The 16,024-nt window shown below is 31.0% G+C and carries 16 protein-coding genes; 7 read left to right on the forward strand and 9 right to left on the reverse strand.

Annotation, left to right across the window (positions count from 1 at the left end; translation table 11 throughout):
- The first annotated feature begins 47 nt into the window (after positions 1-47).
- From rpsP to dnaJ, 3 genes are all read left to right on the forward strand, one after another.
- Positions 48-413, forward strand: a complete 366-nt coding sequence (gene rpsP / locus Gromo_RS02000; RefSeq protein ID WP_231158795.1) for a 30S ribosomal protein S16 — start codon at positions 48-50, stop codon at positions 411-413.
- 4 nt (positions 414-417) lie between these two features.
- Complete coding sequence (gene rimM / locus Gromo_RS02005) at positions 418-903, forward strand: ribosome maturation factor RimM (RefSeq protein ID WP_231158796.1); 486 nt, start codon at positions 418-420, stop codon at positions 901-903.
- A 461-nt stretch (positions 904-1,364) separates the two neighbouring features.
- Entirely contained in the window at positions 1,365-2,504 is a 1,140-nt protein-coding gene (dnaJ, locus tag Gromo_RS02010) for a molecular chaperone DnaJ (RefSeq protein ID WP_231158797.1), read from the forward strand.
- A 498-nt stretch (positions 2,505-3,002) separates the two neighbouring features.
- Here the strand turns inward: dnaJ and der are convergent, their stop codons facing one another.
- Positions 3,003-4,343 (reverse strand): ribosome biogenesis GTPase Der, encoded by a 1,341-nt coding sequence (gene der / locus Gromo_RS02015; protein ID WP_231158798.1) that lies wholly within the window; start codon positions 4,341-4,343, stop codon positions 3,003-3,005.
- 616 nt (positions 4,344-4,959) lie between these two features.
- Between der and Gromo_RS02020 the strand changes: the two genes are divergently transcribed.
- Positions 4,960-5,601, forward strand: coding sequence for a hypothetical protein (locus Gromo_RS02020; RefSeq protein ID WP_231158799.1), 642 nt, complete (start codon positions 4,960-4,962; stop codon positions 5,599-5,601).
- 80 nt (positions 5,602-5,681) lie between these two features.
- On the opposite strand, the gene Gromo_RS02025 is transcribed toward Gromo_RS02020, so the two are convergent.
- From Gromo_RS02025 to mgtE, 3 genes are all read right to left on the reverse strand, one after another.
- On the reverse strand, positions 5,682-6,854 hold the full coding sequence (locus Gromo_RS02025; protein ID WP_231158800.1) for a hypothetical protein: 1,173 nt from the start codon (positions 6,852-6,854) through the stop codon (positions 5,682-5,684).
- A gap of 19 nt (positions 6,855-6,873) precedes the next feature.
- A complete protein-coding gene (locus Gromo_RS02030; RefSeq protein ID WP_231158801.1) occupies positions 6,874-7,485 on the reverse strand; it encodes a hypothetical protein in 612 nt (203 codons plus the stop codon).
- A 311-nt stretch (positions 7,486-7,796) separates the two neighbouring features.
- On the reverse strand, positions 7,797-9,137 hold the full coding sequence (gene mgtE, locus Gromo_RS02035; protein WP_231158802.1) for a magnesium transporter: 1,341 nt from the start codon (positions 9,135-9,137) through the stop codon (positions 7,797-7,799).
- 216 nt (positions 9,138-9,353) lie between these two features.
- Here mgtE and Gromo_RS02040 point away from each other — a divergent pair, with 216 nt between their 5' ends.
- Together Gromo_RS02040 and Gromo_RS02045 are read left to right on the forward strand one after the other, a co-directional pair.
- On the forward strand, positions 9,354-10,625 hold the full coding sequence (locus tag Gromo_RS02040; protein WP_231158803.1) for an MFS transporter: 1,272 nt from the start codon (positions 9,354-9,356) through the stop codon (positions 10,623-10,625).
- Between the two features lie 89 nt (positions 10,626-10,714).
- Positions 10,715-11,680, forward strand: coding sequence for a hypothetical protein (locus Gromo_RS02045; protein WP_231158804.1), 966 nt, complete (start codon positions 10,715-10,717; stop codon positions 11,678-11,680).
- A 243-nt stretch (positions 11,681-11,923) separates the two neighbouring features.
- Here the strand turns inward: Gromo_RS02045 and rplS are convergent, their stop codons facing one another.
- The 3 genes from rplS to Gromo_RS02060 all read right to left on the reverse strand — a co-directional run bounded on the left by rplS (position 11,924) and on the right by Gromo_RS02060 (position 13,861).
- Entirely contained in the window at positions 11,924-12,310 is a 387-nt protein-coding gene (rplS, locus tag Gromo_RS02050) for a 50S ribosomal protein L19 (protein ID WP_231158805.1), read from the reverse strand.
- The gene (gene trmD / locus Gromo_RS02055; protein WP_231158806.1) at positions 12,303-13,010 is read right to left on the reverse strand and encodes a tRNA (guanosine(37)-N1)-methyltransferase TrmD; all 708 of its coding nucleotides are present in this window, start codon (positions 13,008-13,010) and stop codon (positions 12,303-12,305) included. The genes rplS and trmD overlap by 8 nt, the downstream gene beginning before the upstream one ends.
- A 326-nt stretch (positions 13,011-13,336) precedes the next feature.
- Positions 13,337-13,861, reverse strand: a complete 525-nt coding sequence (locus Gromo_RS02060) for a hypothetical protein (protein WP_231158807.1) — start codon at positions 13,859-13,861, stop codon at positions 13,337-13,339.
- A gap of 143 nt (positions 13,862-14,004) precedes the next feature.
- Here Gromo_RS02060 and Gromo_RS02065 point away from each other — a divergent pair, with 143 nt between their 5' ends.
- Positions 14,005-14,736 carry a CDP-alcohol phosphatidyltransferase family protein gene (locus Gromo_RS02065; protein WP_231158808.1) on the forward strand — a complete coding sequence of 244 codons (732 nt, stop codon included), beginning with the start codon at positions 14,005-14,007 and terminating at the stop codon, positions 14,734-14,736.
- A 16-nt stretch (positions 14,737-14,752) separates the two neighbouring features.
- On the opposite strand, the gene Gromo_RS02070 is transcribed toward Gromo_RS02065, so the two are convergent.
- Both Gromo_RS02070 and smpB read right to left on the reverse strand, forming a co-directional pair.
- On the reverse strand, positions 14,753-15,247 hold the full coding sequence (locus Gromo_RS02070; RefSeq protein ID WP_274381148.1) for a CDP-alcohol phosphatidyltransferase family protein: 495 nt from the start codon (positions 15,245-15,247) through the stop codon (positions 14,753-14,755).
- A gap of 149 nt (positions 15,248-15,396) precedes the next feature.
- On the reverse strand, positions 15,397-15,840 hold the full coding sequence (smpB, locus tag Gromo_RS02075; RefSeq protein WP_231158810.1) for an SsrA-binding protein SmpB: 444 nt from the start codon (positions 15,838-15,840) through the stop codon (positions 15,397-15,399).
- Positions 15,841-16,024 lie beyond the last annotated feature (184 nt).

Consider the following 16,024-nt stretch of genomic DNA (forward strand, 5'->3'; position numbering starts at 1 on the left):
TTGAACAGTGAATAATATGTAAAAAGAATTTTAATTGCGAATAGTTCATGAATTATATATTGGACTATAGAATGAAATGTCGTATCATAAACTCGTGTATTTTTTTTGTTTTTATGCTGAGTATGAGATTGATGAGGTTTGGAGCAAAACACAAGCCTTTCTATTATCTAGTTGTTATTGATTCTAGAAGACCAATAAGATCTAGGTATGTCGAAAAATTAGGGTTTTATAATCCTATGGTTCCAAAAACTGATGATATGAGGTTCAAATTTGATTCCGAAAGAGTACGTTATAGATTGTCTGTTGGAGCTAATCCATCTGATCGTGTGAAGTATCTTTTGCAAACAGCTGGATTTGATTTCTCCTTGTTTCCAAAGATAAAGCCATATGTGAATAAGGTGATTACTGGCTAGATTTATGGCTGCGATTGTTGCTGGAAAGGTACTTAGACCACGTGGACTAAAAGGCGAGGTTCTTGCAGAGGTTTACTTGAATGATTTTGAAAAACTACTGCAGTATAATTTTTATTGGGATGTGGAATTTTTGCATGAACTTTCTGTGTTGAGTTTCAGAATCGGCAGACCGTGTGTTTTAGAGTTAGAATCAATTGATTCTGTTGAAAAAGCGCAGTCTCTTGCTGGTAAGTTCATGTATATAGATTCTAATGAGTTACCCATTTTACCTGATGGAGAAGATTATATTGCAAATTTGTTAGGATTGCAGGTATTTAGTGATAATGATCAGCTGGTTGGTCGAATCATTGATGTGCATAACTTTGGAGCAGGAGATATTTTGCAAATTGATAATGGAATATTACTCCCTTTTAATGACAATTTCGTCAAGAGCGTTGATTTGCATAAAGTTGTATATTTTTCTGATGGGCTAAGAGATTTGCTTGAATGATTTAGAGTTGCTATGTATTATAAGTTCTATCTTTTGAATGGTTGCAATTTATTGAAGCTTTTTGACTATAAATATCTTTATTGAACAGTTTATGCGATTATACAAAGTTTTATGAAAACTTTCGCTGTAATTTGTTGCATGTGCTGGTTACATATCTTGAGTATAATCTGAATTTTCTGTGAAGTAATTTAATTATTCATATTTTCTGTTCCAATTTAAATTTCTCGAAATCTTAATGAAGTGATGAATGTTGGAATTTCCGCAAAGATATGCAGATTCTATGTAGTTGCTTTGTTGTAGATTTTAAATTTCTACTTGAATCTAAAAACTATTGCTTCAAACATATACATGTTTTTTCTATTATTCATCATTTTATTGATTGATACTGATATGTGTTTTGAATAATATATGATAATATTTTTGACATAATTAATACATTTCAAATTGTAAATGGAGGACAAATGGCTGCAGAGAAAAATTATTACGAAATTTTAGGTGTGTCTAAGAATGCATCCCAGGATGAGATAAAAAAAGCTTATAGAAAATTAGCAATGCAATATCATCCTGATAGAAATTCATCTCCAGGTGCAGAAGATAAGTTCAAAACCATATCTAATGCTTACGAGACTCTCAGTAATCCTGATAAGCGCAAAATGTATGATATGCATGGAAGTGAAGGTTCAAGATACTCAAATGCATCTGGATTTGAAGGCTTCTCAGGTTTTGGTAATTTTAGTGGAGGTTTTGGCGGAGGATCTGGTTTTGGAGGTTTTGCCGATATTTTTGATACATTTTTTGGAGGATCTAGACAATCTTCTAACGAAACAGGAGCTGCATTGCAGGTTGAAGTTAGTATTTCTTTAGAAGAAGCTTTTTTTGGATGTCAGAAAAAGTTAACACTATCTACAAAAGTAAAATGTAATACCTGTCGAGGATCTGGAAGTAGGAGTGGCTCTGTACCTGATAAATGTAGAACATGTAACGGAACTGGACAATTTAGGTCTAGAAATGGATTTTTAGAAATGATGCAGGTTTGTCATCATTGTAGTGGATCTGGAAAGCAAATAAAAGATCCTTGCTCAATCTGTAATGGAATTGGATTAGCAAATGGTACAAAATCTGTTACTATCGATATTCCTGTTGGAGCACAACACGGAAGCCATTGGATTATTAGTGGTGCTGGAGAGGCTGGAACTATAAGAGATGGTGATTTACAAGTCGTAATATCTATAAAAAGTCACCCGATCTTCAAAAGAGATGGCAATGATTTGATCTGTGAAGTTCCAATACCTATGATTATGGCTTGCTTAGGAGGACAGTTAGATGTTCCAACTTTAGATGGATTGGTGGCTTTAAACGTACCTTCTGGAGCTCAAAACGGATCTAAATTGCGTATTTCTGGAAAGGGAATGAAGACAAATTCAGGATCTCGAGGCGATTTGTATGTTATAGTGAAAATAGAAATACCAGTGAATTTAAATTCCAAGCAAAAGGATTTGTTATTGCAATTTGATAAAGAAACGCAGAGTAGTGTTTGTAATCCTCAGGGAAAGGGGTTCTTTGACAAGGTACAGAGTTTTTTTGATAATATGAAGAAATGATTTGTAAAAGGTTACTAAATCTATTTTCAAAAATATTGTACTTTCAGAGATTATATTAGCTCATTTCAAGATTTTTTGAAGCAATTCCATTGTTTGCAATGATGTCCTGTAAAGTTTGTAATAATTTATGAAAAATATTAAGATGTACTTTTTTCAAAAATATTGTACTTTCAGAGATTATATTAGCTCATTTCAAGATTTTTTGAAGCAATTCCATTGTTTGCAATGATGTCCTGTAAAGTTTGTAATAATTTATGAAAAATATTAAGATTATTCAAAAATTTGTTGCAAATTGCGACATAATATACAACTTAATTCCAAATAATATTACAATTATCAATCAAGAAGTTATTTAACACTAATTTTCTGTCATTAAAACTATCCATTTTCTGATGAAGAAGGTTATGTTCCATATATGTGTAGTGACAATAAGTCTGTTGTAATTTTGCATTCATTCGTACAATATTTCAACTTGCAGCATATATTGATGATTGAATATTAGCGTTTTAGCTCATTTTTACTCCTAGGCACAATAAAAACTGGCACACCATGTAAGTTAAGTTTCTCAGCAAACATATTTCTAATGTACCGCAAATATTGCTGAGGAATTTGGTCTACAGATTGAGAGAAAAAAACACAGAATGTATGTGGAGATTTTGATATTTGAGTTGCATATTTTGCATTCACTTTCCTTTTATTGTTGATATTATTAGTTTGAATTTCTCTTAAAACTTCATTAACTCTATGAGTTTTTATTGAAAGATTGGATGTATTCATCAATTTGATGCATATATCAAACATTAATTCGTAATTTTGTTTGGAATTAATTGCAGAAATAAACATGCACTCTACTCCACTGATTTCTGGTAATTTTTTGAGAATTATATCTTCAACATTTTTCAAAAACAGATCCTTTTCCTTTATTAAATCCCATTTATTGAAAACTAAAATTGGAATTTTTCCTTCATTTCCTACCATCGAGCAAAGTGCTAGGTCTTGCTTGTCCATAGCGATCGATGCATCTATGACAATTAGTACGATATCAGCAATCTTAACCGATCTTAGAGCCATTTTTACGGAAGCGGTTTCAATTTGTCCACCATCACGGCGTTTTCTTCTTATTCCTGCAGTATCTATTAACTCAAATTCGTAGCCCTGATGCATAAAATGTGTATGAATTGAATCGCGAGTTGTTCCGGCAATTGGGCTTGTGAGAACTCTTTCTTCCTGAAGAATACTATTTAACATCGTAGATTTTCCAGAATTTGGCCGTCCTATGATTGCGAGCTTTATCTTTTTATCAAAATTTTGCTCACCATCACAGTGGTCGTCAATTTTATCTTGCGGTTTATCATTATTTTTTTCTTCATCGTTCAGTATATCAAGTACTTTCTCTTGCAGTTCTAATAGTCCGGTATTGTTAGTACAAGAAGTAAAAATTACATTTTCAAATCCTAATTGATAAAACTCATTTAAATCGTATTTGGATAAAGCCTTATCTGCTTTATTTATCACCATTATGCATGGTAATTTTCTTGCTATTTTTGCACAAGTAATATCATCTGGCATTACTCCATCTTGCGCATTTAGTACAAAAATCGCTAAATTTGCCTTGTTTATTGCGGTAATTGTCATATTCCAGATTGATTGAGCATTACTTTCGTAACCTCCGGTATCTATTAACTTAACTTTTTTATTAAAAAAATTAATAGTCTCTTCTTTGTAGTCATTTGTAGTGCCCGGTATATCTAAAATAATTGCAGATCTTCTCTTGACCAAAGCATTGAATAATGAAGATTTACCTACATTCGTTCTTCCAATTAGCGCAATTGTAAACATGATTTTATGATATTTTCTAGACTAAGTTTACAGAAAAAATGACTCTATTCATATACAATTTCCAAAAAACATGCATTCTATAGCTCCATTTGTAAAAATTAAGACCTTTCAAATACCTTCTTTATTCGCAGAATAACACTTTACTTGACATATTTGCGAGTTTATTGTTGAAGTATTTGGTGCGATAAATTCTCTGAGTGTACTGGATAAGTAAATGCGAGTATTTTCAACTATCTGCGCATAATTTACGTGGAATGTATATGGTTTCCCGAATGTCTCTATGATTATTTGCTATATGTTGTCTTATCAACAGTTTTAGAAGATCAGGAGAAAAGAGTTGTTGCTAAAATTATTTAATATATATTCCATAATATGTGAAAAAAATGCTTCAAGTATGAAAGGATTAAAGTGCATGTCTTTATTGAAATCTTCATTATTTAATCTTGTAACATTCTTATTATATTGTTAATAATTTTATTAAAATAGTAATATTATTTATTAAAAATTCAATGTAAAATTAAAGAAATATTAAAATTAGCTTAATAATGATGATATCGAATTCTTGAATCACATACTCCAATTCTGTATATTGTAGTGTACGTTGATTATACTTCATATGTCAAAATTAATTAATTCAAGTTTATTCATGATAATGTTAATGAATGCTGCCTCGTGTATTACATTTTCTTACCAGCAAGATAAATATTCACCTGCTGATATAAATAAAAATACCTTGTATAGTGAGCATAATTCAATTGGAGAGATAGATGTTATTACACTATTGAGTGCCAAATTTGATAGTATCATACATTCAAAGGACAAGTATAATCTTGCTTGTGATGTTTTAGATCAACCCCTTGGAAACATGCTATTTATTGCTGATGTATTGGGTGGACTTGGAGAGCTTGAATACCGTACAGCGTATGGAACGGTAATGAAATTAAGAGAGATAGTTGAGCGTTGCTTGCTAGAATGTAAATCATATAACGTAAATTCCTTTTATGATATATTATATAAATATACTGAAGTTATCAATAATACTGCAAAACCATGGACTCTTATTGTCGGTGATGAGAAATACTCATTTGGAATTATTGGAACAGAATACCATCATAAACCTAAAGTTGATTCGATGAGCCCTCTGATTCTGAGAGGGCAAAACTTACCTGCAGTGATAGATTGTATTAAGCTCTACATTAGTAAGGGATTACTAGATCGTGTAGTATTAGTAGCACCAGAGCAAAAGAAAAAGAAATGATATCCATGGTTGGGTATTAGCAAAAAAAGACACGACACACATTGTGGAGTCAATATTTCCCTAAATATAGATGAGATTTGCTATATGGCATTTACTAGATATATAAAAATATCTTTGTTAGATTTTACTAAAAATCCTAAATATTCTTTTTCATCAAATATTATTGATGATTCATTGATTTTTATGTCTATTTTGCTGATTATTTCTAATTTCTGATTTAGTAGGAACAGAGCTCTTTCTGAACCAGCAATAATAATATTATTAAATACCCTTATGAAGGTAATATTAGTTTTCTTGAAATCAACCTTTTCACGAATGAATCCATTTGTTGGATCTATAGAATGAATTCTGTTATTACTTTGGTATAAAATATAATCTTTTTCCACGATAATATTATTTACAAAATGCGGTAAAGTGTATGTCCATATGTTATTGCCGTCCATATTTGATGCAACGATTTTCCTGTTATTGTATATGCATACAATTGAGCTTCCTACTATATAAATTCTAGCTAATATGTAAGCTTCTACCACATCTTCATTTTTTGGTGGTGTTTTTATGAAATAATCTTCTCCGTCTTTTATGCCGTAAATTAGTGAATAATCTTTGCTTGAACAAGATAAAATGATATAGGAATCATCAAAAATTGCGATTGAATCTTTGCTCTGAATGAAATTATGAGGAAATTCAGCATGAATATAATTAACTTTAATCACTTCGTCTAGCGGATTAATTGAGCAAACATAAGTTCTATTATTTGTACATCTAATTACCAATTTTGTTTGTGAGTTTTGATTAACGTGTGCAATTTCAACTATATTAGCAGGGAATTGCTTGCTATATATGATCTTTCCGCTATGGATATTTATAATATGCAAGATGTCATTATCTCCTATATATATATTCGTTTCATTTTGATTATCTCTATTTTGACAGCGTGATAAAATAATATCTTTACTGTTTTTACTCAAAGCCAGTGTCCATATTTTTTTAGTACCATTTGAGTCAATAATGTTTGTAATATTATGGCATTCTAACTGATGTTGTGCATCTTCATTATTAATGCATAAAAAATAGATCTTTCCTTGTGTATTTATTACTCTAATTGGTTTGCCATTTACAGGTAACTTTATTTTCTTTATCACTTTCTTATCTCTGTTGATAATTTTATTATCTGACACTGTAATATTGCTGTAAAAAATTCCGTTTGCAATAATTGAACAAGTTGCAATTTTTAGTAATGTACAGAGCATATTTCTCCTTTTTATCATTTCAGAAATTTCCGTGTATAATAGTAATTAAGTTTGAAGGCATGAAATCAACAAAGTGCTTGTCATTTAATATATCAAGCACCTCTTTCGAATTTTTATCTAGAATATGATAGCAAATTAGAGAAAATTTGCATATATTCGCAAAATGGTTACTCTGTTTTACGATATCTGTTAATAGTTCCACATCATTCTTATTAAGAGAGAAATTTACAGTTTCGATAGAAGTTATGAAATTAATTAAGTATTTTTTTATTAACTTTATTTGAGCAAGGTGATTCTTTGCTTTTTCAAAATTACCATTTTGAGTTTCTATTTTCGATTTCAGTATAAGAGATAAAGTTCTGTATCCCAATGATCCATTGTTGATCAATTCATCCACTTTCTCTATTGCTAAGCTAGTATAACCATTGTTTATCATGTACAGTATCTCTGTATAAATCTTAGCATCTTGGTGAATTTTTGCTAATTTATTTGATTTTATGATAGAGAATGCTGTTGCTCCAATCAATGCAATAATAGAGATTATCAGAAAAGGATATCTGATAATTTTCAAGAATTTTTCGATACGTTCTTGTTCGAATGATTCTTTAATCTCATAAAATAAGTCGGACATGATAAGATAGTAAATTTCTGATACGATTATCAACGAATTGTCAATTAATGTCGATAAATAAATGTGAAAAATTTTTCTTATTTTGAGTAATTTCTTAACATATTCTCATGCGTTTTTATTGAAATTGTCTTTATTGTAAATATTCTTCATGAAGATGTTATTCTGTTATGTTGCACTGATAATTTTGTATACATAACTTTAATGACTAGTTCTAGCAAACACAAATGATGCAAATTGCTATATGAGAAAAATCTATGATGAATTTTATTATGATTATTGCATTTACGCTTATAAATATTTTGAGCGGCTAATTACAAAAATGCGTTCGCAAGTCCCAAAAATGTTATAAATCCAAATATATCAGTACTCATGCCTACTAATGGGCCTGAACTAAGTGCTGGATCAAGTTTCAACTTATGCAATATCATTGGGTATAGTGTACCAACAACTCCTGCCCATAATATATTGAATAATAACCCTGAGCACAGAATTATACTTACGATAAAATCTTCAAGCCATAAAAATGATAAAAATGATAGTGATATTGAGAAAAAAAATCCGTTAATGCATGCTACAAACACCTCTTTTACAATAGTTCTAGATGTATTAATTGAAATTAATTGTTTTGTTGCAATTGCTCTTATTATTACTGTGTTGACTTGTAATCCGTAGGCTCCACCCATAGCAGCAACGATTGGTAATAGAATTGATAGATAAACGTTTTGGGATAATATAAAATCGTATCTTGAAATAACGAAAGAAGATATAAGGCTGCTTACAGCTGTTATTATTAGCCATCTTAATCTGGATAAGCTAGTATTTACGACAGGAGCATAAAAATCACTTTCAGTTTTGACTCCAGCATAATCTTCAATGGTTTCTTCTTCTATGACGCTCAATATGTCGTCTGCAGTTATCATTCCCACTAATCTGTTATCGTAATCTACTACAGGTACACATAATAATGCATATTTTTTGAATATGTTTGCTACATTTTCTTGGTCCATGCTGATAGATACAGTGACAATTTTAGTCTCCATTAAATCGCTGACGATGCTGGTGCCGTTGTTTTTTATAAGGTTGTACATGGAAACGTAACCGATTAAATTGTATTCGCTATTTATGACGAAAATGCTTGCAATGTAGTCGAATTTGTAGTCAGCATATTTTATATAATTTAATACCTGCTTTACACTCCATGAATCCCTAACATACGGAGCATTTTGCATCAACCTTGCAGCGCTTTTTGCAGGAAAGGAAAGAGTGCTCTGTATCATCATTCTATCTTTTTTAGAAACTGATTTCAGAATTATTGCTTGTTGTCCTTCATCCAAACTTTCAAATATTTCGATGGCATCGTCACTATCTAAGCTCTTAAATATTTCTGCTAATTTTATGAGGTCGATATTTTCAAAAAGTACTTCTCTTATGGAGTGATTGAGCTCAGAGATTAGCTCTGGTGTGATAAAATCATGAAAATTCTTTATGAAATACTCGATCAAAGGGATTGAAAGAGATTGTATCATTAGAGCTATATCGCTGTAGTGCTTGTCTTTTATTATTTCTATTACCTCATCACTATTTTGATTTTTTAACGCATTTTCCAAATTTTCTATTTCTATATGAATAGGTAATGATGTAAAAGTATTCATATACTCTAAAAAACAGAAAACGCTATATGTTAGCAGTATAATTTCTATATGTGAAATATTTTTTTAATTTTATAGCTTTTTATTTGTATGATGGTGATTGAAATATATTACATACAATATATGGGTTAGCTTTCTGATTTTTTTTGTTGTGAAATTTTCTTTTAGTATTTTGTATTCCAATTTGATACAATCAACGAAATTAAGTATTTAAGTATAATGCAAGAATATAGAAAGATTTTTGCTATAGGAATGATGAGTTTTTCCAGTGGAAGTGTATTCTTTTTTTTGGTATCTACAGTTGGTATATGGCTTAAGTCTTATGGTTTTTGCAATTCTGTTTTGGGTGTATCGACAATTCTTACAATTCCATATGCGATGAAAATATTCCTCAGTGTGATGATGAATAAATTTGCTAATCCTATTAAAAAATTGAAATTACACGTAAATGAAGAGATATCAATATTTCAGATTTACAAGTATTGGGCGATATTTAGCCAAGTGTTAATCGTTATTCTGTTATTATTATTGATGGTTGTTGATCCCTCTAAAGATATAATTTTGACTTTGCTTGTAACATTTTTGCTCTCTTGTTGTGCTGTCTTTCAGGATATTTCCATTGAAAATTACCGAGTTCGAGTCACAAGCAAAAATATATTTCGTTTGTCGATATCTATGAGCTATTTTGCTTTTCGATTTGGTATGATGGCTTCTGGAGCTTTTGCTCTATTTATTGTTGATTTTTTTAATTGGATTTGCGCATTTGTTTTTATGATATTTACGATCATTGTTGGAATCTGTGGAATAATTTTACTAAAGGAAGATGAAGATTGTGTAAAAAGCGATAAAATAATCTATTCATCCATCAGAGATACTTTAAGAAATTTTTTTAATGAAAAATCTTACTCAGTATTACGTTTTATGTTTATATTTAAGTTTTGCGATTCTGCTTTACATGGAATGAGTAATCCATTTTTTATCGATTTAGGTTATTCAAATATCGAAATTGCGTCGATTGTTAAGGTATGGTGGATGGTTTTTGCTGGATTTGGAGTGATGTTATTTAATTTCTTGATAAAAAAAACATCAATACAAAAAATGTTAGTTTTAGGATCGATTGGTGAGTCTATTTCAAGCCTCCTTTTTTATATTCACTCTTTTGTTGGAAAAAATTGTTTTCTAATGTTTATTATAGCAAGTATCGATAGTTTTGTGAGTGCTTTGTGTACTACTGCGATGATGGCTTATCGTACGTTTGTGATCAAATCAGATTATATCGGTAGTGACAGTTTTATGAATATTGGAATGATGGGATCATTCTCCTCTATTTCTCGCATATTTGTTGTGAGCGGAGTTCTATTTTTCTCTGATATATTTGCGTGGAAATATATACTATGTGTGATTAGTCTCATTTCAATAATGTGTGTATATGTTATATCTAAAGATGCTCATATTTCTAAAATTTCTAATATGTATACAGGTCATTTCTAAGACATTACGCTGTTTCTGTAATTTTCTTTAGAAAATATCATTTATTAGATTAGTGTGCTATAAAAGTACGATGTGTGAACTGTTTTGTTATGCGTTGGAACTTTTTGAAGTATCCTTATCTTCTATCTATTGCTTTACATGCTATTTTATGTGCAATTTGTTTCCTTTTTCAACTAGAAAATGCTACATTTAAAAATGTCATTGCGATTCAAGTGCAAGTTGAGTCTGGTACTTCATCAAATGTCAAAGGTGTTGGAGGGCAGATAGATGAAAAATCTCAGCAAGACTTTGAAAACGCAGTTGAATTAGATCATTCAGATGTAAAAGATGATGCAATCATGATACAGACAAAATGTCTTCAGAATGAATTACCAGTTTCGACCGAGCATAAAGAAAAAACTAATATTATAGATCAAAAAACTAATGATACCATTAAAGAGGTTGATAAGACTCCTAAAAATGTTGATGTTGCTGAATCTGTCCAGTTGTCAAAAGTAGAAAATCAAAAGCAAAACACCATTAAAGAGGTTGATAAGACTCCTAAAAATGTTGATGTTGCTGAATCTGTCCAGTTGTCAAAAGTAGAAAATCAAAAGCAAATTCAAAAGCAAAATTCTACAAATAGCAAAAAGACTGTCGATCCGCATGTTCTAAAAGATACAAAACAGAAGAAAGTTACTAATAAGAAGCCTTCAGCGAAGGGAAAATTTGGTTTTGGTCTTGGTGATGTCTTCAAAAACGTTCCACAATATAGTGTGACGTCTCTTTCTGCATCGGATACTGCATCGGTAAGAGGGCAAATCGTAAGTATTTGGTCGATTAGCGTTATGGATTATAAAAAAATTCAAAATATTGTTGTCAGTGTTGAGGTCATTCTTGAAGATTCTTGTATAGCAGGTATATTGGTGATAGATGATGAGAGTTCTCATTCTCATGAATATTATGCAATTGTTAGGGAATCGGTTATCAATGCATTAAGAAAGTGTGCAAAATTGAATTTAAGTGAAAAGTTGAGCAAAGGTCAGCATAAAGTGAAGTTTAAATTTTTATGTTAAAGAGACTTCTTATTTATTGTAATTTTTTTATACGATCGACTTTTAGTTAAATAATTTTCTTAAATTGATGAGGATTTTGAGCATAAGACTAATCTATGATCATATATTTATGATGATATTTTCTGCATCACCTGTCTTTTTTTTATTATGACGCGATTGATCATCTATCTTATCACAGAATGTACATTCGAATCTGTGAATTTTTTAAAAAACCTTTATTGTTTTTAACATGTCTCAACAATATCAGGAAATTTTCTTTGGCTCTCTTGTTTGAATGCGGGATTTCTTTGCAGAGAGATACCTTAGATAGTAAAGTTTTGCTCTTCTGACTTTTCCTGTTCTGATGACTTTCAAATTGCTTATCATAGGAGAAAAAATCGGCACCACAATTTCTACTCCTGTGCCAGCATTGACTTTCCTCAAAGTAAAAGATGAATGAAGGCCTCTATTTCTCTTAGCGATACACCTTCCTTCAAATGTCTGTAATTGGCCTGATTCGTTAACTTTCATCTCTACAGAAAGTAAATCACCAGGTCTAAATTCTGGTATTGAAATATTAGATTTGGCTCTTGATTCATTTATTTTCTGAATCTGCATTCTATTAAATGATTCAACTAATGGACTAGTCATTTTCACTCCTATTCAACAAGTACTTGCGCCATAAATCAGGTCTTTTGGTTTTGGTTACCATTTGAGAGTTTTCACTCTTCCACCTGATTACATCAGCATGATTTCCGGATGATAGCACACTTGGACTGAAAATACCATTCCAATTTGTAGGTTTTGTGTAATTATCACATTCGAGCAAATCGTTTGCAAAAGATTCGCATTTGAATGACGTTGCATTGTGTAATATTCCTGGCAAAAGTCTTATACATGCATCCATTATCACTGATGCTGCGATATCTCCGTTTGTTAGTATATAATTTCCTATTGATATATCTTCAAAATTCCAAAGATTTATTATTCTTTGATCTATTCCTTCGTATCGGCTACATAGGAAAATGATTGATTTCGCCTGACTGAGTTCATGAGCGATTTCTTGGCAAAATACTTTACCTCGAGGAGATGGGTGGAGAAAAACATGTTCATTAAATCCTTTATCTGCTAAAGATTTGATAGCAAATTCGATTGCTAAGTGTGCGATGTCAGGTTTTATTAGCATGCCTGGGCCGCCTCCTGTACATGTATCATCAACGGTTTTATGCTTGTCTTTAGCGAAATCTCTTATATTAATGACATTAAGCTGCCAAATACCATTTTTTAATCCTTTCCCTATGACAGAAGTGCTAAGTCCTCCTGGAAATATTTCTGGACATAGCGTTATCACTGTGATGATCAATTTTTTATATTGTTAATATTTCGATGATTATCTCAATTCTTATCTTGATTTTGCAATACAATTTGAAATATACACAAATATTTTTGCATAACGACTTGTTTAGATCTTGCTAATTTTGGCTCTGCAAGCGGAGTGATGTTTTATTTGTTTTCTCTGTGCGAGTTGAATCAGGCTGGCTGGGCAATAATCTTGCTATTTTTGGGTGCTATGGCTATTCGTTTGGCGCGTTTTAATAGTTTTTGATGTCTAAGCTTTGAGTTATTATTCTTTGATCTTTCTACGTATTTTTTGATTGGAATTTTAGTGTTTTTTAATTACAAGTGCCTCGAATTTCCTCGATCAAAGTCGATTTCGCATCTTGCTGATCCTCTATGATCGCCATTTGTGTCATAATCGTGAATTTTTTCTAAGCGTTTTTTATAAATTATAGTGTAAGTTCGAATAGATTCGGTTCCTTCTAGTGTCATTTCATTTACCATGCATTTTGTGTATTCGATTTCTTCTAGTATTTTTGAGTGATTATTTCCATTTACGATTTCTGAGCGAATGATTTTTATTGTATCCATTGTCGATTTATGAGCATCATTATCAGTTGATTCTCCCATGAGCTTGTGAGTAATTTCTGTGCTTCTTGAAGTTGGATTCACTGAGATTATCAATATTCCGCAAGTGAATCGTTTATTTGTGCTGACTTTTGTATCATCTATTCCGATTTTAGGCACACTGATGGTGTCTTTAAAATGGATTAATGGAACATAATCTTCAAATCCCTTTATTTTTGATTGTGAATGGTGATCGATTTTTATAAACCATCCGTATTGTTTGTTGTTTATTTGCATTTGGTGGTATAGTGCCAATTTGTTCTTTTATCAAGAGATTGGTAAAAAAACAGTGAAAAACTTGATAATTATTGTTTTCCATAATTTTACTTTATCAAGGATAGTTGCTTTGATATTCTGTTGCAATGTGTGTGTCATTATGTATGAAGAAGAGGTATATTATAAGAGCTCGTCGAATTTTTCCTAATTTTGTGACTGTGCTCGCTTTGTGCAGTGGATTTTCATGTATATTTTTCTCATTAAATGAAGCATGGAGTGAGGCTGTATTATGCATATTAGTAGCATCATTTCTTGACGGAATTGACGGTAGAATTGCTAGATTGATTGATGGAACGACTGAATTTGGAGCTGATCTCGACTCATTAGTTGATCTTGCTAATTTTGGCTCTGCAAGCGGAGTGATGTTTTATTTGTTTTCTCTGCGCGAGTTGAATCAGGCTGGCTGGGCAATAATCTTGCTATTTTTGGGTGCTATGGCTATTCGTTTGGCGCGTTTTAATAGTTCTATACAATCGCTTGGTCCATTTTTGGTCGGAGTTCCGGCGCCATTTGGAGCGATAATTGCATCTATGCCCATGATGTTTTACCTTGCTTTTGATATTAAACTTTCTTCTTATATTCATGGAATTTTTTGTGTTGTTAGTGCGATATTAATGATCAGTAAATTGCCAACGATTTCTATTAAAAAGCTAAAAATTCCTCGAAGGTTTTTTTGGATGATTTCATTTTGTTTAACGTGTATTGTGTCCTTCTTTTTGTACAATAAATGGCTGGCAATTTTGCTTCTATCTGGGGTTTACTTGCTTTCGATTCCATTAATATACTTTCGATACAAGAGAATGATTAAGAATGATGGAATATTGCAAGATGTTTGACAAATTGTTTTGGTATTTAAAATTTATTTAAAGTTATTGCGTATTTGTAGAGTGCCAAAACTGTGAATATTGCGTAAAAAGACCATATCCAAGAGGATTCTGAACCTATTAAAATTGTTGCACATCCAAGCATTTGAAATGCCGTGCTGAGTTTGCCAAATATATTTGGTTTGATTGCTTGATTTTTTTTAGATCTTGCTAAGTATCCAAGTATTATTAGTACATCTTTTGTGATGCTCAGTCCCAGCCAAAATATTCCAATTAAGTTGTGTTTAAAAAGAATAATCATCGATGATGTTATGAATATTTTGTCTGCTATTGGGTCTATTAATCTTCCGAAATTTGATTCTATATTGAATTTTCGTGCAAAAAATCCGTCAAAAAAGTCAGATACAGAGCCTGTAATGAAAAGATATTTATCTATGCTGTCAAATATTATAAACATTAACCCTAAAATTAACCTAAGAGATGATAGAATGTTTGGTATGTGTTTTAGTATGCTAAATGACACATTCGTTGAATGTTTTATTGCTATTAATGTTAATTTATGAATTTGTGTAATGCAATGCTTGATTTGTTAATGAAATTTTTGTCGAGAATGCTATTGATGTATTTTGGGAATGATATATCCTTGATATTCTTAGCATTTTTTTTGCTGATTTAAATTCTTTCTGCGTTGATTTTTTCTCTCGTCCATTCTTTTTCCTTTTCAGATCTCCTTTTATCAAATAATTTTTTTCCTTTTGCGATAGCGATTTCTATCTTTATTAATCCTCTTTTGTTCAGAAACATTGATATTGGGATGATTGTCATTCCTTTTTTTTGTGATTTTCCGATGCATTTATTAATTTCTTTCTTGTGTAATAATAATTTTCTTAATCTCATTGGAGTATAATTTTTTTCAACACTTGCAAATTTGTATTGTGAAATAAGTGCATTTTGTAGAAATAATTCACCTTTTTTGTGAGAAATGTAAGCTTCGCTTATATTACATTGTCCATTTCTTATGGATTTTACTTCAAGTCCAAGGAGTGATATTCCTGCTTGAAATCTTTCTTCTATATTAAATTCGTGTGTTATTGCTCGATTTTTTATCAAGATCATAATCAATTAAAACAATTCTCAAAAATTATGATACATTTGCTTGACAATTTATATCAAGAATCTTATGATTCACACATCCTGCTTCGGCGGATAGTTCTTCAAGGAATTATGAGAAATTTAAAATAGAGAAAAGGCTAGCGTTCAGGTGTGATTGGCTGCAATTTTTATTGCTTTTATATGCCAT

Origin of the sequence: Candidatus Gromoviella agglomerans (assembly GCF_021065005.1) — a bacterium.
GTDB lineage: Bacteria > Pseudomonadota > Alphaproteobacteria > CAJXXZ01.